Source organism: Comamonas sp. BIGb0152 (assembly GCF_024809975.1).
Lineage (GTDB): Bacteria > Pseudomonadota > Gammaproteobacteria > Burkholderiales > Burkholderiaceae_C > Comamonas.
In genome coordinates this window covers 443,908-463,558 of the sequence record NZ_JANUDY010000001.1, presented here as the reverse complement: position 1 = coordinate 463,558, position 19,651 = coordinate 443,908, and the positions used below count along the sequence as shown (strand labels likewise).

Genomic DNA, 19,651 nt, shown 5'->3' with positions numbered 1-19,651 from the left:
TCAAAACAGCGGGCTCTGAACAAATAGTATAAATTTGCATTCTGAGGCACTCGTGTCATTGATTAATATGTCTATTTCGTAGGCGCCAGGATATCTCGGGGCGATGAAGTTAAGAGAAATGCTGCTGGCCGCCGGGCCGCTGTATTTGACGGGGAATCCATAGATTTTTGCGGGATTTTCTAAAATTTTCCCATTTTGATCAATCAGCTTATGTACCACAATATCCGCATCTAAGCTGGTGCGATCCGATATAAAAAGAATGAGCGCCATCTGCTGCAGGGGTAGTACCACTTCATCATGCACACTGATTCGGATAGCATCGTCTGCCGAACCCGCGAGTACCCCGCCTTTACCCAATAAAAAGGCGAGATCTCTCAGCACCTCCTTGGGTTTGTAAAGGCTGCCATGATCGCCCCCTACCAATAACTGCTGCATTCCGCTGACAGATGCGCTCCAGCTCGGAACTGTACCATCTCCACCGTCCTCCGTCTGGACGATGGACGGTGGACGGTGGAGTATATTCGTAATTATTAAAATCATAGCGTATATTGCTCACGGTTTTTTGGCGGGTGCCGACGAAGCAGAAATAATCAACGCCTGTGGGTTGATTGGCAATATTTAATGCGGCATGGAAGGCTGTGGCTTTTTCCAGATTTGCAGATGAAAGGCCTAGCTTTTTGGAGATATTGGGTGCATATGGATCAACAGGGGACAAGCGTGAAGCCAAATTTGAATCCCAAAGGAATGGCTCAGTGGGTGGAGGAAGAAGCTGGTACAGGGCAGGAAATTGCGGATCATTTGCGAGCCGTTTAACCTGCTTCGCACTTAAAAAGAGGCGCTTCATTTGACCGAGTGCAGCATGGAGCGCTATCGGAGCACCCCGGTGGGGGGTGCCGATGGTGATGAGGCGCCGAATATTGGCAAAGCCAGGGTGTGTTTTTTCTGAAAATTTTCCTGATTCAAGAAAATACCGGCTGATCAAACCTCCCATCGAATGGGCGACAATATTTATCACGACCTCTGGGCCATGAACTGCACGCATAAATGTGATATGGCTTGCCAGCACCTCTGCGGCGAGAGAATTATCTTTGCGCCAGTCGTACGGACATGCGCGCAACGTGGGCGCGTCAGCATTTTCCGTGAATCCGCATGTGAGGAGTGCATCGACCAAGCTGCCATACTGGGTAGATACAGAAATTCTCCGAATGATATCGCCAACTGTTAAATTCGGATCAAGCAACTTCTCCATATTTTGATAAGGTAAGAAAAGTTCCGAAATAGCACCGGGCCATATTCTTGATCTTTTTGCATCATCTGGCTCACCGTGAAACAGCTCTGAGCCCATAATACCCGGGATGAAGATAACAACTTCTACCATGGTTCACCTACTTTCAATTGCTGGAGTGCGCGCATCAGCTTGCGAGCTGTCACTGCCTTTCCCTCATCTTTCTTTCGGATGGCGTCAATGCATCGTTTGTCAATGCGCATTTTTCGAATACTCTCAATGAAGTCTTCCTGGTCACTGCTGTTATCCAGTGCCCAAGCCCCCGGTTCTTTGGGATAGCAGAGGTTGTTGCAGTTAGATATTATTCGTCCAACGAGCAGCTTGCCAACGGCTGCTTCAAAGGGACGATTTGCTTTCTTGGCATGGCTGCGCAGGTCGTAGGTCGAGACCATGGATATGGGGCCAACTCCACCGTAAGAGAAGTTGTTGTAGAAAGCCTCGTTGTTATGGTGATAGGCAAGCATCGCGGGAGTGATGCCGATTAAAATATCCAGCCCATTCTGCTCGTGAACCGCTTTGCCGAAAGTCAGAAACTCATTGACTAATATGTTGCAGCCGAGTTTTTTTTTGATTGTTGTCGCAGAAATTTGATTTCCCCAACGCTTTCTGAAACTCCTGTGCTAAAGCATCGCCGGTTTTTATCATTCCAGCTGGAACAGGCGTCTGCACTTCCAAAAAAACCATGCGGTCCTGGGCCATGTTCATGCAGTTAATCAGTTTTTTTAGCTCAGATATGCGCGACCCAAGATCGAGTACTCCAATGGTGGTTGCCTTAGCGCGGGTATAGGCAATTCTGACTGCTGCCGTAAAATTATTCAGTATCTTTGTCTGATGGATATCTTCTTTGTCCGCAATATGGGATGCGTTCAATGGGCTGCTGGATACGGAGCTGGAGAGCGCTGCTTCCCGCAGTGGTTTGGGTAATTGTTCAAAAATTCTTGCTATATCTGGCGAGCAACGTTGAAGAATCTTACGCAGGTTGAGCTCGTATTCGGCGCGATTGGTATTTATTTCCCTGCTGCGATTGATGATCGTAAATGCACCATTGCTCGTGTCAGTCAAGTTATTGCGTATTGCGGCTTTTCGTTCAATCATAGTTATGGTGTCTTGTTAAAAAGTTGCGCAGCACCCGGCCATCTATACAGTGCGGGTATGCCCCATTCAATAACGGCCAAATCGGGATGGATGACTCTTCGCAATTCAACGTGCAATGCAGCACGCCCGGCCATGACCGCAGAGTCTATATTGCCGTCATTCAATAGGCGGCGGTACAGCGCACTCACAAAAGGGACGATTGAGTTGGTGGGGATCGATGTTTGATTTGCCACGACTGCAGGGATTCCTGACAAAAGCAATGCGCGGGCAACGGAGCCAAATCCCTTGTCCATCTCTCCGGCGCCCGTTTCGCAAGCACTGAGAATGGCCAACTTTGTTTCTTGTCCGCTTAGTGCGACGGCCAAGTCACTTCCAGTGATGAAATCTTTTACCTGGGTGTCGATATCTACGAGGGCGAGCCGGCCCTCGCCGTTGACCACCGTGCCGTGGCCTAAAAAATGAACAACGTCAAAGAGGGCCGTGTTCAAAACATTCAGCAATGACTGCCTGTTTGCCCCCGCCACTACTTGTAGTTCTGCGGCACCTTCAAGCGATTGAAAGTTGCGCCTGAGGTCTTTTTCAACCGTGCTCCAGCCTACGCCTGGCTCGTTGATGGGTTCGGCTCCAATGAGCAATACCCGAACATGACCAAGACGCGGTACAGGTAAGGGGTCAGACGATACACAAATAGGGAGTACCCTTACCACGCAGCGCTCCTGATGCGGAACCGGCATTTTGTCGTCTGGGCTGATGAATTCCCAAGCAACACGCTGAATACGGGGCTCGTTCGTGACGATTTGGATGCTTAGCAGACCTTTAGGTGCACGCCGGTATAGCTTGAGTATGTCACCTTGGAAAATGTGATGGAACATGCGCTTGCCAATATCATCCAATTCCGTTTGGGTGGGCCTTGATTCCGCCCCCAAGGCCGTGCGCTCTACTTTGTCGGTGAATGCGACAAAGTCTTTTATGTCGGGAGCATTCAGATCCATGCGTGCCACGGCGATGTCAGGGCCACGCCTTGCTAGTGCGAGAGCTGAATCGATGTCTCCATCGCTCACAACGTATAGGTCAAGCGCGTGATTCATGGTGCTACGAGTACACGATTAAATTTAATCGGTTAAAATTAATCTATTGCAGCCGTTGTGGTATTTTGTAGAATGTTTGCTCGAATTTCTCCAGAATTTATATTTTCTGCACTGTTGTGAGGTTGAAGTTAAATATTCACCTGGCTATAAATAGTTAGTTTTTGAATTAATATGAAATCCACATGAAATTATTTTGAATTTTAAAATTTTGATTATTTAAGATAATTATTTGCTGAATCTGATAGGGTTGTGATGCCGTTTGGAGGTCATCGGGCCTCTGCAAGCATTGCGACTGAAGAAGGATGCCCTGGTAATTTTTACAATAGCACAGGCGCTCGGAGGGCCGTCGGTATATTACTTTTGGCCTCAGCTGCTGATTTATTGTTACTCCGGTATGGAGTGGGTTGATATATTAATAAAAAACCTGATATTAATAAATAGCTACCGGTCGCATGCAGACAGGGGTTTCATGCGGTGATCTTTTTGCGTTGATTCAGGGCGTGGATGCTAGGAAAATGCTGAAAAGCTCTCAGCCCACCCCGCTTAATCGGATGATTCACAGAGAAAGCAAATGCACTTGGTGGCCGAATTCGAGAAGACCACCAAACGCAGGTGCTGGTGCTGGTCCAAGTCTGAGAGACCATCTGCAGCATCCCTCGTCCCTCCGGATGGACGCGGATCGCCCGAGACTGCCTTCAGACCACGGCAGGGCCTTTTGCACAAGGGTGCTCACGACCAGGCATTTCAACGGTGGCTGTACGACACACCCGTTTTTTCCAGCTTTGTCAGGGCCGGTGCGGGTAGCCGCACCAGGATCCATGGGATAGCGGGCCTGACACCCACGGTGCTGCGGAAAATACGGCGCAGTAGGCGCATCGAAGGGGGGAGTGGCTGCAACGCCGGAAGGGTGCATGCCGGTGTCCAGGGTTCTGACCGAGCAGGTCGGAGCGGACGGGTGTTGGCGGAGAACGCCAAGAGACTGCAAGAGATTCAGCGTGGAAAAAAATGCCTGGCTACATGGAGAACCGTTGGCTAGCAAAAACGACCACTGGAGTGAAAACCCAGTAGGTCGCCCCACGATGAAACAAGGAACGGCGGCAATCGCTGAACCTTGGGGTCTATGATATTCGCAAATGAGAATTATTCTCAAAAAACCATGTGAATAAAAGGGCAATGTGCGCAATGTGCGCGATGTGGCGCGCGACAGCGCCATGGCGCAGGCCAAAAGCGGGATGCCGCCGCCCGCTTTTTGGGGCCGCGCTAGCAGCAGCGCTTCGGCTGCTCGGCCGTATGCAGCGCTGCCTTGCAAGGGGCGTAAGATGAACGCGCTGCCATGCCGGCGTCGCTGCCGATCCCTCTGCATGCAGGCAACACAACCCCCGTGCATCCGTCCTCGTGCGCTGCCAAGCCAACGCACCTGCGGTGTACCCCATGAACGGAATAGGACCCTCATCATGACCGTCAAAGCCTATGGCGCCCACGCGGCTGACCAACCCCTTGAAGCCTTGAACATCGAGCGCCGCACGCCGGGCGCGCAGGATGTGCAGATTCGCATTGCCTATTGCGGCGTTTGCCACTCGGACATCCACCAGGTGCGCTCCGAATGGGCCGGCACGCTCTACCCCTGCGTGCCGGGGCATGAGATTGTGGGCGAGGTGGCCGCCGTGGGCGCCGAGGTGAGCGATTTCAAGCCGGGCGATCTCGTCGGTGTGGGCTGCATTGTCGATAGCTGCCAGCACTGCGTGGATTGCGGCATGGGGCTGGAGAACTACTGCAACCACATGGTGGGCACCTACAACGGGCCCACGGCCGATGCGCCAGGCCACACCTTGGGCGGCTATGCGCAAAGCATCGTCGTGCACCAGCGCTATGTGCTGCGGGTCAGCCACCCGCCCGCACAGCTGGCTGCCGTGGCGCCGTTGCTGTGCGCAGGCATCACCACCTATTCGCCACTGCGCCACTGGCGGGTGGGGCCGGGCCACAGGGTCGGGGTGGTGGGCATTGGCGGTCTGGGCCATATGGGCATCAAGCTGGCGCATGCCATGGGCGCACATGTGGTGGCCTTCACCACCTCCGAATCCAAGCGTGATGCGGCCAAGGCGCTGGGCGCTGCCGAGGTGGTGGTATCGCGCAATGCCGATGAGATGGCCGCGCATGCGCAAAGCCTGGATTTCATCTTGAACACCGTGGCCGCCCCGCATGACCTGGATCCCTTCTTCAGCCTGCTCAAGCGCGACGGCACCATGACCCTGGTGGGCGCGCCTTCTACCCCGCATCCTTCGCCTGGGGTGTTTGGGCTGATCATGAAGCGGCGCAGTCTGGCCGGATCTATGATTGGCGGCATCCCCGAAACGCAGGAGATGCTCGACTTCTGCGCCGAGCACGGCATTGTGGCGGACATTGAGCTGATCCAGGCCGACCACATCAACGAGGCCTATGAGCGCATGCTGCGCGGCGATGTGGCCTACCGCTTTGTGATCGACAACGCCAGCATTTGATCTGTTGACCGTCTGACGCGCCAACGCTCCAACATCCATGCAGTGCATGCCCATCGGCAAGCGCTGCATTTTTCTGGGGGGTTGTGACGGAACTTGTGGCCCGGGGCCGCGTCTGACGGCGGCCCCGTTGCTTTTGGTGTTCGCCCCTATGTTGTCACGTCGTTCCCTGGTTCTGTCCGGCAGCCTGTCTGCGGTGATGGCCGCCCTGCTGCCCATGGGCCAAGCGCTGGCCCGCAGCCCGCAGCCGCCGCGCAAGATGCCGGTGCTGTTTATCGGCCATGGCAGCCCCATGAATGCCATCAGCGCCAACCCCTTTACCCAGCACCTGCAACGCTGGGGCAGCAGCCTGCCAAAGCCCGCCGCGATCTTGGTGGTGTCCGCCCATTGGCTCACGCGCGGCAGCACGGGGGTGACGGTGAACGACAAGCCTCCCACCATCCATGACTTCTCCGGCTTTCCCGCCGACTTGCATGCCATGCAGTACCCGGCCGCTGGCCACCCCGCATTGGCGGCGCAGGCGGCTGCGCTGGTGCGCAGCGGCCAGGCGCAGCTGACGGACCAGTGGGGGCTGGACCACGGCACCTGGACGGTCTTGCACCACCTCTTTCCCCAGGCCGATGTGCCGGTGTTCCAGGTCTCGATCGACTACAACCAGCCCGCGCCCTACCACTATGCCGTGGGCAAGGAACTGGCGGCCTTGCGCGAGCAAGGCGTGCTGGTCATCGGCAGCGGCAACATCGTGCACAACCTGCGGGCCACGGTGCGCGGCGCCCCCGATGGCCTGATGGCCGCCCGCGACTGGGCCCAGCAGTTTGACGAGGTGGCCAAGCAGGCATTGCTGGCTGGCAACCACGAGGCCTTGATGGCCTACCAGCAACTGCATGCCTCGGCCAAGATGGCCGTGCCCACCCCCGACCACTACTGGCCCTTGCTCTATGCCTTGGGCGCCGCGCACGGCAGCGGCCCGGCGCGCCAGGTGTTCGAGGGCTTTCAGTCCGGCACCATCAGCATGCGCTGCCTGCAGTGGGATGCCTAAGCTTTTCTGACTATTGCAAGCTGGCCAGCGCCTGCGCCAGGCACTGCACGCCTCGCTCAATCTCGGGCTGATCCAGCAGCGCATAGCCCATCACCACCCCCGCCGCAGCGCGCTGCAGCGGCCGGCTGCCGCTGTCCAGATACAGCGGGCTGATGGGGTAGACGCGCACGCCGCGCAGCGCGGCAGCCTCCACCAGTTGGGCCTCCTGTCTGGCCGGTAAGGCCGGAAACCACACCGCCAGGTGCAGGCCGCTGGCGGCACCCTGGATATGCACCTGCGTGCCCAGGTGCCGGTCCAGCGCCTGCAGCAAGGCATGTTGGCGGGCATGCTGCTTGCGTCGCATGCGGCGCACATGGCGGGCGTAGCTGCCGTCTGCGATCAGCTGGGCCAGCGCCCGCTGCGGGCCGGTGGCACTGTGGCGGTCGGCCAGCTGCTTGGCCTGGGCAAACAGGCCTGCCAGCGCCGGGGGCAGCACCATGTAACCCAGGCGCAGCTGGGGCGACAAGGTCTTGGAGAAGGTGCCCACATGGATGACGCAGCCAGCGCTGTCCAGCGACAGCAGGCTGGGCTCGGGCCGCACGGTATAGCGGTAGTCGCTGTCGTAATCGTCCTCAATCACCCAGCAGCCCTGGGCATGCGCCCAATCGAGCAAGGCATGCCGGCGCGCAATCGGCAGATAGCCGCCCAGCGGAAACTGGTGGCTGGGGGTCACATAGGCCAGCTTGGGCGGGCCATGTGCCGCCAGGCCCGGCAGTTGCTCGGTCTGCAGGCCGTTGTCATCCACATCGGCGCAGACCAGCTGCGCACCATAGGCCTTGAACACCTGGTGCGCCATGCGGTAACCAGGGTTCTCGACCACCACCGGGTCCCCCGGGTTGAGCAGCAACCGGGCGCAGAGATCCAGCGCATGTTGCGAGCCGTTGACCACCAGGATCTGTTCGGTGCTGCAGGTGATTCCCCGGGTCTGGTGCAGGTGGTTTTGCAGGGCCTGGCGCAACTCGGGCGCGCCCAGCGGCGGCGCGTACTCCAGCCGCTGGCCACGCTGGCTTTCTGCCTGGCGCAAGGCCTTGATCCAGTGCAGGGTCGGGAAATCGCTGCCCGCCAGCGGCCCGTAGACAAAGTCGATCACCCCCGTGGCGTCTGGCGCGGGCGGGCGCAGCGGCATGGCCTGCACGCGCTGGGCAAACTCGGACAGGCGGCTGTTGTCTGGCGTGTGGCGCTGTGGTTCGGCTGCAGCAGCATCGCAGCCTTGGGCTTTGATGCGGTCCGCTGCACCCGCTGCCACGCGCGTCGCGGCTCCGGGGCGGGTGTCGATAAAGCCATCCGCAGCCAACTGCTCATAGACCAGGCTCACGGTGCCGCGCGACAGCCCCCGCTCTGCAGCCAGCGACCGGGTCGAGGGCAGGGCCGTGCCCGCTGCATAGCTGCCATCGCCAATGCGTGCGCGGATGTCGCGGTACAGGCTGCGGCTGCCGGGGCGGGGGGAAGAGGGCGTTGGCATGGCGGGCAACTGGACCAGTGATTTTGTTGAAAACTGGCTATTTTTAACCAGAAGCGCTGGCCGCACAATCCGGCTCTTGCCGTGCCCGCGCTTGGGGGTGGCTGATGTTTTGACAGGGATGAACATGTTCACAGGATTGAGTGCGTTTCCGCTGACCCCGATGGATGAGGCCGGTATCGATATGCCAGCGTTTGCGCGTTTGGTGCAGCGCTTGGTGGCCGCTGGTGTGGATTCCATCGGCGCGCTGGGCTCCACCGGCAGCTATGCCTACCTCTCCCGGGCCGAGCGGGCCCAGGTGGCGGCGTTGGCGGTGGAGCAGGCCCAGGGCGTGCCCGTGGTGGTGGGCATTGGCGCGCTGCGCACCCGCGATGTACTGGACCTGGCAAGTGACGCCCAAAAGGCCGGGGCCAGCGGCCTGCTGCTGGCCCCGGTCTCTTACCAAAAACTGTCCGAGGACGAGGTCTATGGCCTCTACCAAGCCGTCTCGCGTGCCGTGTCGGTGCCCATCGTGGTGTACGACAACCCCGGCACCACGCGCTTTGAGTTCAGCGATGCGCTGCATGGCCGCATTGCGCAGCTGCCGCATATTGCATCGATCAAGATCCCCGGCGTGCCGGCCGATGCCGCCGAGGCCAAGGCGCGTGTGCAGCGCCTGCGCGCTGTCGTGCCCGCCCATGTCAGCATCGGCGTCAGCGGCGATGCCTTGGGCGCCAAGGGCCTGGTGGCGGGTTGTGATGCCTGGTATTCGGTCATCGGCGGTCTGTGGCCGCAGACCACCTTGGCGATCACACGCGCTGCGCTGGCCGGAGACACAGAGCAGGCGCTGGCCTTGTCCAACCGGCTGGCACCACTGTGGTCCTGGTTCCAGCAAAAGGGCGGCAGTTTGCGGTCGGTGGCCACTGCTGCCGAGCTGATGGGCCTGGCCCACTCGCCCTGCCTGCCGCTGCCACTGCACACCTTGCAGGGGGCAGGCCGCGAGGCACTGGCGGCCCTGCTGAAAACGCTGGATTTGGCCTGAGGCCTGCAAGCGGTCAAGCTGCCATGCGCCTGGCCTGCGCCCGCAGCAGATCCATAAAGCGCTGCTGCTCCTGCGAGGCCTCCTGGTCCTTGCGGGTCAGCATGCCAAACGGGGCCATCGGCACATCGATCTGCACCGGCAAGGTCTTGACCAAGCCCATGCGCAAATAGTCCTTCAAGGCCGAGTCGGACAGCAGCATCACTGCATCGGTCAGCTGCACCAGTTGCTGCATCGAGTAGACGGAGCTGCACTCGGTGACGTCGGCCGGCACGGGCAGCTCCAGGCTGTGCAGCAACTGGTCCAGTGCGATGCGTGCTGGCGTGCTGGCCGGCTGCAAGATCCAGGGCCAGTCGCGCACCAATTCCTCCCAGCTCAGCTTGCGGCGCCGCGCCAGCACATGGCCGCTGCGCACCACCACCAGCAGGCGCTCATTGCCCAGCGCTTCAAAGTCATAGGCCTCGCTGTCGCCGGCAATGCGGCGGCGGGCAATCGCCAGGTCAATGCGGCGCTGGTCCAGCAGGCGCAGCACTTGGTCGCTGGTATCGCCCATGATGCGCAGGCGCAGCTGCGGGTTCTGTGCTTTCATCTGGGCCACCGCGGTCATCACCAGGTCGGGCGCCGCACCCATGATGGTGCCGATCGCCAGGTAGCCATAACCGCCTTGGCGGCGCACCGCCAAGTCCTCGGCACAGCGGTCCAGGCTGTTGAGCGAGGCCTCGGCAAAGCGCACCAGTTGCAGGCCCAGCGCGGTAGGGCGCATGCCGCGCGGCAGGCGCTCAAACAGCTGGCAGCCAAACATGTCCTCAATCTCGCGCAGCATGCGCGTGGCAGCGGGCTGCGACATCGACAGGCTGATGGATGCGCGGTGCAGGTTCAGGCTCGATCCCAGCGCCACCAGCATGTGCAGGTGCTTGTAGCGCAGGCGGTTGAGCAGGCTGCGCTGCAGCGGTGGTGCGGCCGATAAAGCGGGTTTTTTAGACATAAATAAAAGGTATCGGATATGACTGAAATTTGATTTGTTAGGCATCAATCATGCGCGTACATTCAGCCCAATACAAGAACGAATGACCTTTTCAGGAGACAAACATGAACGCCTTCGCGCACACTTTTTTTAGACCCCCCGCTTCACGACGGCGCTAACGCAAGCCGCGCCCCATCGGCGCTGGCTTGCCAGCACCGCCTTCTCCTTTTTCGCTCCCGCTGCGCCTGCCGTTTGTCAGGCGTGCTGGCTGCGCATTGTCTTTAAGGATTTGTCGTGAATAAACTCCCCGCTCCCTTGCTCGCCAAGATTTCCTGGCGCCTGCTGCCCTTCTTGCTGCTGATGTACATCATGGCCTTTCTGGACCGGGCCAATGTGGGCTTTGCCAAGGTGGCTTTCCAGGCCGATACCGGCATCAGCGACGCCGCCTTTGCGTTTGGCGCGGGTGTGTTCTTTGTCGGTTATGCGCTGCTGGAAGTGCCCAGCAATCTGATCATGCACCGCATCGGCGCACGCATCTGGATGTGCCGCATCATGGTCACCTGGGGTCTGGTGTCGGCAGCGATGATGTTTGCCCATAACGAGACCACCTTCTATGTGCTGCGCTTCCTGCTGGGCGTGGCCGAGGCGGGCTTCTTCCCCGGCGTCATCCTGTACCTCACCTACTGGTTCCCGGCCGCCCACCGCGCGCAGGCCATGGGCTTTTTCTACTTTGGCGCGCCGCTGGCCTTTATCTTTGGCAGCCCCTTGTCGGGCCTGCTGCTGGAGCTCGATGGCATGGGCGGCTGGCACGGTTGGCAGTGGCTGTTTGCGGTCGAAGGGCTGATGGCTGTTGTCGTCGGTATCTGGGCCTATTTCTACCTGACCAACCGCCCCGCCGATGCACAGTGGCTGACGGCCGATGAGCGCCGCCAGGTGCAGGACATCATCGCCAGCGAAGAGCGTGCCAAGGGCGGCCACCAGCACAGCCTGCTCGCTGCCTTGTGCCAGCCGCGCGTGCTGTACCTGGCTCTCGTGTATCTGCTGATCCAGGCCAGTGTCTACGGCGTGGTGTTTTATCTGCCCAGCCAGGTGGCGGGCCTCTTGGGCACCAAGGTGGGCTTGAAAGTGGGCCTGGTATCGGCCATCCCCTGGGTCTGCGCGCTGCTGGCGGCCTGGTGGGTGCCCGGCTTTGCCCAGCGCAGCCAAAAGCCCCGCACGGTAGCCAGCGTGACCTTGCTTGTCGCCGCCATCGGCATGGCCGCATCGGTGAGCTTTTCCAGCCCGCTGCTGGGTGTGGCTGCACTGTGCTTTGCAGCGGCCGGCTTTATTGCCGTGCAGCCGGTGTTCTGGACCTTTCCGGTCAACACCCTGGCGGGCGCTGCTGCGGCCGGTGGCATTGCGCTGATCAATTCGCTGGGCGCGGTCGGCGGCTTTGTCGCCCCCATCGTCAAGAACTGGGCCGAGGGCCATTTCCACTCACCCGCTGCAGGCCTGTACCTGCTGGCAGGCACCACGGTGCTGGCGGCGCTGCTGGTGCTGGGCATCCGGGCCCGCACGGCGCCCGCCGCGCTGCAGCCCCAGGCCGCTGCCTGACCCCTATTGCATAAGGAGCAAATACCACCATGAGCCAGATCCCCACTATCAAACAGGTGCGTGCCTATACCCTCAAAGGGGGCGGTGCCGACTACCATGACCAGGCCGATGGCCACTGGATCGACGACCATATCGCGACGCCGATGTCCAAGTACCCGGAGTTCCGTCAGAGCCGCCGCAGCTTCGGCATCAATGTGCTGGGCACCTTGGTGGTGGAGATCGAGGACAGCGCAGGCAATGTCGGCTTTGCGGTCACCACCGGGGGCGAGCCGGCGGCCTATATCGTCGAGAAGCACCTGGCGCGTTTTCTGGAAGGCGCCAAGGTCACCGATATCGAACGCATCTGGGACCAGATGTATTTGTCCACCCTGTACTACGGCCGCAAGGGCATTGTGATCAACACCATCTCTGGTGTGGATCTGGCGCTGTGGGACCTGCTGGGCAAGGTGCGCGGCGAGCCGGTGCACCAGCTGCTGGGCGGCGCGGTGCGTGATGAGCTGCAGTTTTACGCCACCGGCGCGCGTCCCGATCTAGCGCAGAAGATGGGCTTTATCGGCGGCAAGATGCCCCTGCACCATGGCCCGGCCGAGGGCGAAGAAGGCCTGCGCCGCAATCTGGAAGAGCTGGCCACGATGCGCGAGAGGGTGGGGCCTGACTTTTGGCTGATGCTGGACTGCTGGATGAGCCTGGACCTGAACTACGCCACGCGCCTGGCCCAGGGCGCCCAGGCGCATGGCCTCAAGTGGATCGAAGAGGCACTGCCGCCCGATGACTACTGGGGCTATGCCGCCCTGAAGAAGAACGTGCCCACCGGCATGCTGGTGACCACCGGCGAGCATGAGGCCACACGATGGGGATTTCGCCAGCTGCTGGAGATGGGTTGCTGCGACATCATCCAGCCCGATGTGGGCTGGTGCGGTGGCATCACCGAGCTGCTCAAGATCTCCGCGCTGGCCGATGCCCACCAAGCGCTGGTGATTCCGCATGGCTCCAGCGTTTACAGCTACCACTTTGTGGCCACGCGCCACAACAGCCCCTTTGCCGAGTTCTTGATGATGGCGCCCAAGGCCGACGAAGTCGTGCCGATGTTTCACCCGCAGCTGCTGGGTGAGCCGGTGCCGGTGCAAGGCCGCATGCGCCTGTCTGCGCTGGACAAGCCCGGTTTTGGCGTGGAACTGAACCCGGCTTGCGAACTGCAGCGCCCCTACACCCACTGATCAGGCACTGATTGCCCGCACAGGAGACCGCCATGGATTTGCCATTCAACCCCTTCAAGGCCGCGCTGCGCCGCAGCGAGCCGCTCTACGGTATCTGGGCCGGCTTTGCCACGCCCTATGCGGCCGAGATCATCGCCACCACCGGCTACGACTGGATGCTGGTGGACGGCGAGCATGCGCCCAATACCGTGCCCACTTTGCTGGGCCAGCTGCAGGCCGTGGCGCCCTATGCCACGCACCCGGTGGTGCGCGCCGTGCAGGGCGACGCGGTGCTGATCAAGCAGCTGCTCGATGCTGGCGTGCAGACCCTGATGGTGCCGATGGTCGAGACAGCAGAGCAGGCCCGCGCGCTGGTGCAGGCCATGCGCTACCCGCCGCATGGCATCCGGGGTGTGGGCGGCGGCCTGACCCGCGCCACGCGCTGGGATGCGGTGCCTGACTACATCCGCACGGCGCATGAGCAGCTCTGCCTCATCGTGCAGATCGAGTCGCGCCTGGGCGTGGAAAACGCGGCAGAGATTGCCGCAGTCGATGGCGTGGATGCCGTCTTCATCGGCCCGGCAGACCTGTCCACCGGCATGGGCCATGCGGGCGATGCCAGCCAGCCCGAGGTGCAGGACTGCATACGCCGCACCATCGAGACCACCCTGGCCCATGGCAAGGCCTGCGGCATTTTGGCGCCGCGCGAAGAAGATGCCCGCCGCTACACCGACTGGGGCTGCCGCTTTGTCGCAGTCGCCATCGATATCAGCCTGATGCGCCAGGCCGCCGTGGCCAACCTGGCGCGCTACCGTGCGCCCACCCAGCCGGCCATTGTCTCCACCACCTACTGAGGACGACCCCATGCTATCCATCCCTGTTTTGCGCAATTACATAGCTGGTGCATTCAGCGACAGCGCCGAGCTGCACGAGGTGCACAACCCCGCCACGGGCGCGCTGCTGGCGCAGTCGCCGCTGTCCACCCAAGCCGATGTGGACCGCGCCATTGCAGCCGCGCGCGGTGCCCAGAAAGCCTGGGGCCGCCGCCCGGCGGTTGAGCGTGCGCAGTACCTGCGCCGCATTGCCGCCCGCCTGCGTGAGAACGTCGCGCGCATTGCGCGCACCATCACCGAGGAGCAAGGCAAGGTGCTGGGCCTGGCCGAGGTGGAGGTGAACTTCACCGCCGACTACCTGGACTACATGGCCGAATGGGCGCGCCGCATCGAGGGCGAGGTCATCAGCAGCGACCGGGCCAATGAGCAGATCTTTTTGCTGCGCAAGCCGATGGGCGTGGTCGCCGGCATCCTGCCCTGGAACTTCCCGTTCTTTCTGATCGCGCGCAAGATGGCGCCGGCGCTGCTGACGGGCAACACCATCGTCATCAAGCCCAGCGAAGAGACCCCCATCAACTGCCATGCCTTTACCGAGCTGCTGGCCCAGTGCGAGCTGCCGGCCGGCGTGTTCAACGTGGTCTACGGCCAGGGGGGCACCGGCGGCGCGTTGTCGGCCCATGCCGGGGTGGACATGATCAGCTTTACCGGCAGCGTGGGCACGGGAGAGCGCATTGCCGCCGCCGCTGCGCCCCACATCACCAAGCTCAACCTGGAGCTGGGCGGCAAGGCGCCCGCCATTGTGCTGGCCGATGCCGATCTGGACCTGGCCGTCAAGGCCATCCGCGATTCGCGCATCATCAACACCGGCCAGGTCTGCAACTGTGCCGAGCGGGTTTATGTGCAGCGCCAGGTGGCCGAAGAGTTCACCGCGCGCATCGCCCAGGCGATGGCCGCCACCCGCTATGGCGACCCGATCGCGCAGGCCGATGTGGAGATGGGCCCGCTGATCAACCAAAAGGGCCTGGACAGTGTGGAGGCCAAGGTGCGCCGTGCGCTGGCCGATGGTGCGCAGCTGGTCACCGGGGGCCAGGTGGCTGACTTGGGTGCCGGTTTTCACTACCAGCCCACGGTGCTGGCCGGCTGCCGCGCTGACATGGACATCATGCGCAAGGAAATCTTTGGCCCGGTGCTGCCGATCCAGGTGGTCGAAGACCTGGACGAGGCGATTGCGCTGGCCAACGACTGTGAATATGGCCTGACCTCTTCCCTCTACACCCGCGACCTGTCCAAGGCCATGCAGGCGATGCGCGAGATCGATTTTGGCGAGACCTACATCAACCGTGAGAACTTCGAGGCGATGCAGGGCTTCCATGCCGGCGTGCGCAAATCCGGTGTGGGCGGTGCCGATGGCAAGCACGGGCTCTACGAGTACACCCATAGCCATGTGGTGTATCTGCAGTCCTGATGGGACGATGCCGCTGAGGTTCTGAGGCTTCAAGCATCCATGCAAAAAGGCCGCTAACCGAGCTTGGCGGCCTTTTGCATGTGGGCGGGGATCAGCGCTTGGTGCTTAGCCCTTCCACCACCGCACGCACCTGTTGCAGCACCTCATCAGCCAGCACCGGATCGGCCTTGACGACCCCGCGCGAGATGGCCATCGCGCCCACCATCGCGGCCACCAGGGTGCTGGCCAGCGCCTGGCGCTGCTGCGGGTCGGCGCTATCGGGCAGGGCGGCTTCGATGCCGGCGCGCAGCTCGGCAAAGCCATCGCTAAAGCTGCGGCTCACTGGCAGGCTCTGGCGCCCGGCATCGCAGGCGGTGGAGACCAGCGGGCAGCCCCGGGTCATGTCATCGCGCACTTGGGGGTTCAGGTAGCTGTCCAGGTAGGTGCGCAGCGCTTGGTCGCTCTTTTCACTGGCCTGCTTGAGCCGGCCAAAGCCTTGTTCAAACCCATGCGCCAGGCTTTGGGCGGCGAGGTCCTGCTTGTCGCTGAAATGCTTGTACAGCGCGCCTTGCGTCAGGCCCGCCTGCTGGCAGATATCGGCCACGCCGGTGCCATCGATGCCGCGTTCCTTGAACAGCGCAGCGGCGGCATCCAGCAGCGCCTGGCGGTTGTGCTGTGCTTGTTCCTTGGTGACTTTCATCGCAAATACCCTGCTTGAACCTGTGCTTGACAGTTTTTGATTGTGATCGCTATCATTGTAGCTCCTCCTCCAACAAACACCAAGCAACCATGTTAGCTCCCCGTCTTGCCGCGCTGCTCCAGCGCCATGGCATCCATTACGCCTGGGTGATTGCCGCCATCACCTTTTTGGCCATGCTGGTCACCTCGGCCGCGCTGGGCTTGCCGGGGGTGCTGATGCAGCCGCTGGCCGTCGAGTTTGGCTGGAGTGTTCGCGACCTGTCCTCGGTGTTTGCGACCCGCTTTGCGCTGTACGGCCTGCTGGGGCCCTTTGCTGCCGTCATTTTGCTGCGCTACGGCGTATCGCGGGTGGTGGCCTTGGCCACGGCGGTGATTGCCAGCGCCTTGCTGCTGGGCCTGTTCATGCACAGCCTGGGCGAGGCCTTTGTGCTCTGGGGCATTGTGCTGGGCATGGGCACGGGCCTGACGGCCATGGTGCTGGGCGCCACCGTGGCCAACCGCTGGTTTGTGCAGCGCAAAGGCCTGGTCATGGGTTTGCTGGCGGGCAGCAGCGCCACCGGCCAGCTGCTGTTTTTACCGGTCGCTGCCTGGCTGATTGCGCAGTACGGCTGGCGCTGGGCGCTGCTGCCAGTGGTGCTCGCATCGGTGCTGGTATTGGTGCTGGTGCTGCTGTTCATGCGCGACAGCCCGGCCCAGATGCAACTGAGCGCCTATGGCGCGGACCCCGCTGCCGCGCCCGCCGCCCCTGCGCCCCGCGCCAGCTGGGGCCTGCCGTTCAGCACCTTGGCTGCGGCGTCCAAAGTGCCGGCGTTCTGGATTCTAGCGGGCACCTTTTTCATCTGCGGGCTCAGCACCAATGGGCTGATCCAGACCCATTTCATCTCGCTGTGCGGCGACTATGGCCTGGGCCCGTTGCCGGCGGCCTCGGTGCTGGCGATGATGGGCATTTTTGACCTGGTGGGCACGACCCTGTCGGGCTATCTGTCAGACCGCTATGACAGCCGCAAGCTGCTGTTCTGGTACTACGGCCTGCGCGGGCTGTCGCTGTTCTGGCTGCCGTATTCCGAGTTCACGGTGGCGGGCCTGTCGCTGTTTGCGGTGTTCTATGGCCTGGACTGGATTGCCACCGTGCCCCCCACCGTCAAGCTGGTCGCCAGCGAGTTTGGGCCCGAGCGCGCCGCGCTGGTGTTTGGCTGGGTGTTTGCCGCCCACCAACTGGGCGCGGCCGTCGCCGCCTACGGTGCAGGTCTGGCGCGCTCGGTGTTGTCGTCGTACTCGCCCGCGTTGTTTGTCGCAGGCGCCGCTTGCCTGGTGGCGGCAGCGGCGGTGCTGTGGGTGCGCAAGCCGGCCGTGGCGATGCGCGCCGTGGGTTAATCGGCCCGCGCGCCCGAGCGTTTCACGATCTCGGCCCACTTCTTTTCTTCGCTGCGCATATAGGCCAAAAACTCCTGCGGACTTGACCCGACCGGCTCGGCGCCCATGCGCTGGTACTGCGCAGCCACCTCGGGCTTGCGCAAGGCCTGCTGCGCGGCCTGGGCCAGTTTGCCGACGATCTCGGGCGGCGTGTTCTTCGGGGCCCACAGGCCATACCAGGTGCTGGTGGCGTAGTCGGCAATGCCCGATTCCTGCATCGTGGGGATCTGCGGCAGCGAGCTCGAGCGCTTGGCGGTGGTCACGGCCAGTGCCTTGAGCTTGCCCGAGGTGATAAAGGGTATGGCCGAGGGCATCGAGTCAAACATCAGCTGGATCTGGCCGCCCATCAGATCGGTGAGCGCCGGCGAGCTGCCCTTGTAGGGCACATGCTGCATCGCAATGCCGGTCTTGAGTTTGAACAGCTCGCCCGACAGATGCTGCGACGAGGCATTGCCGGCCGAGCCAAAATTGATGCTGGCCTTGCTCTTTTTCAGGTAGGCCACCAGCTCCTGCACGTTCGAGACCGGCAGCTCGCTGTTGACCACCAGCACCAGCGGCACATCGACGATCTGTGTGATCGGTGCGAAGTCGTTGAAGGAGTCATACGGCACCTTGTCGTAGACCGAGGGGTTGATCACGTGCAGCGAGGCATTGGCCAGCAAGGTGTAGCCATCGGGCTGGGCCTTGGCCACCTGGGCAGCACCCACCATGCCGCTGGCGCCGGGCTTGTTGTCAACAAAGATGGTTTGCTTGAGGCTCTCGCCCATCGAGATGGCGACCAGGCGGCCGACCAGGTCGGTGGGGCCGCCGGGCGGGTAGGGGATCACCAGCTTGATGGTCGAGGCCGGGTAATCGGCCGTTGATGCCGCATGTACGGTGGGCAGGCCGCCGCCCAGCAGGGCCAGCCCCAAGCCGGCATGCAGCAGCGATTGCAGGGCCTGGCGGCGCTGCGTTGAAAGGCTTTGTCTCATGTCTTGTCTCCTTGTATTTGTAGGGCGACCTTGCCCAGCACCTCGCGGCTGTGCAGCACGTCCAGCGCATCGCAGAGCTGGTCCATGGCAAACACCCGCGAGATGTCAGGATGGATGGCGTCGCGGTGGGCCATCTCAAACAGCGTGGCCATCATGGCTTGCATGGCAGGTGCATGGCGCTGGCGCTCGTTGGCGGGCGTCCAGCCGATGTACTGGCCATAGAAGAAGCCGTGGATCGTCAGGTTCTTGACCAGCGCAATATTCATCGGCACCTTGGGGATCGTGCCGCTGGCAAAGCCGATGATGACGATGCGCCCGTTCTGCGCGGTGCAGCGCAGCGCCTGCAGCAGCAAGTCGCCGCCTACCGGGTCAAACACCAGGGTTGCGCCTTTGCCCCCCGTCACCGCCTTGACCTGTTCGATCAGCTGCTGCGGATCGACCGCATGTTGCGCGCCATGGCGCAAGGCCGCTTGGCGCTTGTCTTCGCTGCTGGCGCAGGCAATCACCTGCACGCCGGGCACCTGGGCGGCCAGCTCCACAGCGGCAGCGCCCACGCCCGAGCCAGCGCCTAGCACCAGCAGGCTGTCACCCGCCTGCAGCGCCGCGCGCCAGTGCAAGGCGGTGTAGGCCGTGCCGTAAGAGATGGGCAGTGCCAGTGCCCGCAGCGGATCCAGGCCCGCAGGCACCGCATACACCGTGCTGGCCTTGACCTTGGCCTGCTGGGCATAGGCGCCCCAGTCACAGATAAACACGACCTGGTCGCCCACCTGCAGGTGGTCTACGGCGCTGCCGCATTGCAGCACCTTGCCGACGCCTTCGGTGCCGGGCACAAAGGGCAGGGGCGGGGTTTTCTGGTACTTGCCCTCGATCAACAGGCCGGTGGCGTGGCTGACGGTGGCATGCGCCACTTCAATCAGCACCTCGTCATCGGCCAGGGCGGTCGGGGGCTCGGTGGTTTGGACGGCGATCACATCGCGGGGCAGGCCGAACGTGCGGCAAACAAGGGCTTTCATGGCTGCG

18 protein-coding genes are annotated in these 19,651 nt (G+C 61.7%); 8 read left to right on the top strand and 10 right to left on the bottom strand.

Annotation, left to right across the window (positions count from 1 at the left end; all coding sequences use genetic code 11):
- The 5 genes from M2375_RS02065 to M2375_RS02045 all read right to left on the bottom strand — a co-directional run bounded on the left by M2375_RS02065 (position 1) and on the right by M2375_RS02045 (position 3,468).
- On the bottom strand, positions 1-381 hold the full coding sequence (locus M2375_RS02065) for a hypothetical protein (protein WP_259163615.1): 381 nt from the start codon (positions 379-381) through the stop codon (positions 1-3).
- Positions 350-1,378 (bottom strand): lipase/acyltransferase domain-containing protein, encoded by a 1,029-nt coding sequence (locus tag M2375_RS02060; RefSeq protein ID WP_259163614.1) that lies wholly within the window; start codon positions 1,376-1,378, stop codon positions 350-352. The genes M2375_RS02065 and M2375_RS02060 overlap by 32 nt, the downstream gene beginning before the upstream one ends.
- Positions 1,372-1,749: a hypothetical protein gene (locus M2375_RS02055; RefSeq protein WP_259163612.1), complete on the bottom strand. Its 378-nt coding sequence runs from the start codon at positions 1,747-1,749 to the stop codon at positions 1,372-1,374. Before M2375_RS02055 ends, M2375_RS02060 begins: the two co-directional genes overlap by 7 nt.
- Before the next feature lie 70 nt (positions 1,750-1,819).
- Positions 1,820-2,380: a hypothetical protein gene (locus M2375_RS02050; protein WP_259163610.1), complete on the bottom strand. Its 561-nt coding sequence runs from the start codon at positions 2,378-2,380 to the stop codon at positions 1,820-1,822.
- Between the two features lie 2 nt (positions 2,381-2,382).
- Positions 2,383-3,468: a CHAT domain-containing protein gene (locus M2375_RS02045; protein ID WP_259163609.1), complete on the bottom strand. Its 1,086-nt coding sequence runs from the start codon at positions 3,466-3,468 to the stop codon at positions 2,383-2,385.
- Between the two features lie 1,454 nt (positions 3,469-4,922).
- On the opposite strand from M2375_RS02045, the gene M2375_RS02040 reads away from it, so the two are divergent.
- Positions 4,923-5,966: an NAD(P)-dependent alcohol dehydrogenase gene (locus M2375_RS02040; RefSeq protein WP_259163608.1), complete on the top strand. Its 1,044-nt coding sequence runs from the start codon at positions 4,923-4,925 to the stop codon at positions 5,964-5,966.
- A gap of 148 nt (positions 5,967-6,114) precedes the next feature.
- Positions 6,115-7,002: a 4,5-DOPA dioxygenase extradiol gene (gene ygiD, locus M2375_RS02035; protein WP_259163607.1), complete on the top strand. Its 888-nt coding sequence runs from the start codon at positions 6,115-6,117 to the stop codon at positions 7,000-7,002.
- Positions 7,003-7,012: 10 nt separating this feature from the next.
- Here the strand turns inward: ygiD and M2375_RS02030 are convergent, their stop codons facing one another.
- Positions 7,013-8,503 carry a PLP-dependent aminotransferase family protein gene (locus M2375_RS02030; protein WP_259163606.1) on the bottom strand — a complete coding sequence of 497 codons (1,491 nt, stop codon included), beginning with the start codon at positions 8,501-8,503 and terminating at the stop codon, positions 7,013-7,015.
- 124 nt (positions 8,504-8,627) lie between these two features.
- On the opposite strand from M2375_RS02030, the gene M2375_RS02025 reads away from it, so the two are divergent.
- Entirely contained in the window at positions 8,628-9,521 is an 894-nt protein-coding gene (locus M2375_RS02025) for a dihydrodipicolinate synthase family protein (RefSeq protein ID WP_259163605.1), read from the top strand.
- Between the two features lie 13 nt (positions 9,522-9,534).
- On the opposite strand, the gene M2375_RS02020 is transcribed toward M2375_RS02025, so the two are convergent.
- A complete protein-coding gene (locus M2375_RS02020; RefSeq protein WP_259163604.1) occupies positions 9,535-10,503 on the bottom strand; it encodes a LysR family transcriptional regulator in 969 nt (322 codons plus the stop codon).
- Between the two features lie 273 nt (positions 10,504-10,776).
- On the opposite strand from M2375_RS02020, the gene M2375_RS02015 reads away from it, so the two are divergent.
- The 4 genes from M2375_RS02015 to aldA are packed head-to-tail and all read left to right on the top strand — an operon-like array spanning position 10,777 to position 15,569.
- The gene (locus M2375_RS02015) at positions 10,777-12,075 is read left to right on the top strand and encodes an MFS transporter (RefSeq protein WP_259163603.1); all 1,299 of its coding nucleotides are present in this window, start codon (positions 10,777-10,779) and stop codon (positions 12,073-12,075) included.
- A 29-nt stretch (positions 12,076-12,104) separates the two neighbouring features.
- Entirely contained in the window at positions 12,105-13,292 is a 1,188-nt protein-coding gene (gene rhmD / locus M2375_RS02010) for an L-rhamnonate dehydratase (RefSeq protein WP_259163602.1), read from the top strand.
- Between the two features lie 32 nt (positions 13,293-13,324).
- Entirely contained in the window at positions 13,325-14,125 is an 801-nt protein-coding gene (locus M2375_RS02005; RefSeq protein ID WP_259163601.1) for an HpcH/HpaI aldolase/citrate lyase family protein, read from the top strand.
- 10 nt (positions 14,126-14,135) lie between these two features.
- Positions 14,136-15,569: an aldehyde dehydrogenase gene (gene aldA / locus M2375_RS02000; protein ID WP_259163600.1), complete on the top strand. Its 1,434-nt coding sequence runs from the start codon at positions 14,136-14,138 to the stop codon at positions 15,567-15,569.
- A 91-nt stretch (positions 15,570-15,660) separates the two neighbouring features.
- Here the strand turns inward: aldA and M2375_RS01995 are convergent, their stop codons facing one another.
- Complete coding sequence (locus tag M2375_RS01995) at positions 15,661-16,248, bottom strand: TetR/AcrR family transcriptional regulator (protein WP_259163599.1); 588 nt, start codon at positions 16,246-16,248, stop codon at positions 15,661-15,663.
- Between the two features lie 89 nt (positions 16,249-16,337).
- On the opposite strand from M2375_RS01995, the gene M2375_RS01990 reads away from it, so the two are divergent.
- Positions 16,338-17,621, top strand: coding sequence for an MFS transporter (locus tag M2375_RS01990; protein ID WP_259163598.1), 1,284 nt, complete (start codon positions 16,338-16,340; stop codon positions 17,619-17,621).
- Here M2375_RS01990 and M2375_RS01985 read toward each other — a convergent pair.
- Together M2375_RS01985 and M2375_RS01980 are read right to left on the bottom strand one after the other, a co-directional pair.
- Positions 17,618-18,631 carry a tripartite tricarboxylate transporter substrate binding protein gene (locus tag M2375_RS01985; RefSeq protein WP_259163597.1) on the bottom strand — a complete coding sequence of 338 codons (1,014 nt, stop codon included), beginning with the start codon at positions 18,629-18,631 and terminating at the stop codon, positions 17,618-17,620. The genes M2375_RS01990 and M2375_RS01985 overlap by 4 nt on opposite strands.
- Positions 18,628-19,644 (bottom strand): NADPH:quinone oxidoreductase family protein, encoded by a 1,017-nt coding sequence (locus M2375_RS01980; RefSeq protein WP_259163594.1) that lies wholly within the window; start codon positions 19,642-19,644, stop codon positions 18,628-18,630. The genes M2375_RS01985 and M2375_RS01980 overlap by 4 nt, the downstream gene beginning before the upstream one ends.
- Positions 19,645-19,651: the final 7 nt, after the last annotated feature.

Excerpts from the sequence above, each read along its gene's own strand:
- M2375_RS02050 (WP_259163610.1), bottom strand. The coding sequence starts at position 2,380 with ATGATTGAACGAAAAGCCGCAATACGCAATAACTTGACTGACACGAGC.
- M2375_RS01980 (WP_259163594.1), bottom strand. The coding sequence starts at position 19,644 with ATGAAAGCCCTTGTTTGCCGCACGTTCGGCCTGCCCCGCGATGTGATC.
- M2375_RS02030 (WP_259163606.1), bottom strand. The coding sequence starts at position 8,503 with ATGCCAACGCCCTCTTCCCCCCGCCCCGGCAGCCGCAGCCTGTACCGC.
- M2375_RS02005 (WP_259163601.1), top strand. The coding sequence starts at position 13,325 with ATGGATTTGCCATTCAACCCCTTCAAGGCCGCGCTGCGCCGCAGCGAG.
- M2375_RS01985 (WP_259163597.1), bottom strand. The coding sequence starts at position 18,631 with ATGAGACAAAGCCTTTCAACGCAGCGCCGCCAGGCCCTGCAATCGCTG.
- M2375_RS02060 (WP_259163614.1), bottom strand. The coding sequence starts at position 1,378 with ATGGTAGAAGTTGTTATCTTCATCCCGGGTATTATGGGCTCAGAGCTG.
- M2375_RS02025 (WP_259163605.1), top strand. The coding sequence starts at position 8,628 with ATGTTCACAGGATTGAGTGCGTTTCCGCTGACCCCGATGGATGAGGCC.
- M2375_RS02045 (WP_259163609.1), bottom strand. The coding sequence starts at position 3,468 with ATGAATCACGCGCTTGACCTATACGTTGTGAGCGATGGAGACATCGAT.
- rhmD (WP_259163602.1), top strand. The coding sequence starts at position 12,105 with ATGAGCCAGATCCCCACTATCAAACAGGTGCGTGCCTATACCCTCAAA.
- M2375_RS02040 (WP_259163608.1), top strand. The coding sequence starts at position 4,923 with ATGACCGTCAAAGCCTATGGCGCCCACGCGGCTGACCAACCCCTTGAA.
- aldA (WP_259163600.1), top strand. The coding sequence starts at position 14,136 with ATGCTATCCATCCCTGTTTTGCGCAATTACATAGCTGGTGCATTCAGC.
- M2375_RS01995 (WP_259163599.1), bottom strand. The coding sequence starts at position 16,248 with ATGAAAGTCACCAAGGAACAAGCACAGCACAACCGCCAGGCGCTGCTG.
- M2375_RS01990 (WP_259163598.1), top strand. The coding sequence starts at position 16,338 with ATGTTAGCTCCCCGTCTTGCCGCGCTGCTCCAGCGCCATGGCATCCAT.
- M2375_RS02020 (WP_259163604.1), bottom strand. The coding sequence starts at position 10,503 with ATGTCTAAAAAACCCGCTTTATCGGCCGCACCACCGCTGCAGCGCAGC.
- M2375_RS02055 (WP_259163612.1), bottom strand. The coding sequence starts at position 1,749 with ATGCTTGCCTATCACCATAACAACGAGGCTTTCTACAACAACTTCTCT.
- ygiD (WP_259163607.1), top strand. The coding sequence starts at position 6,115 with ATGTTGTCACGTCGTTCCCTGGTTCTGTCCGGCAGCCTGTCTGCGGTG.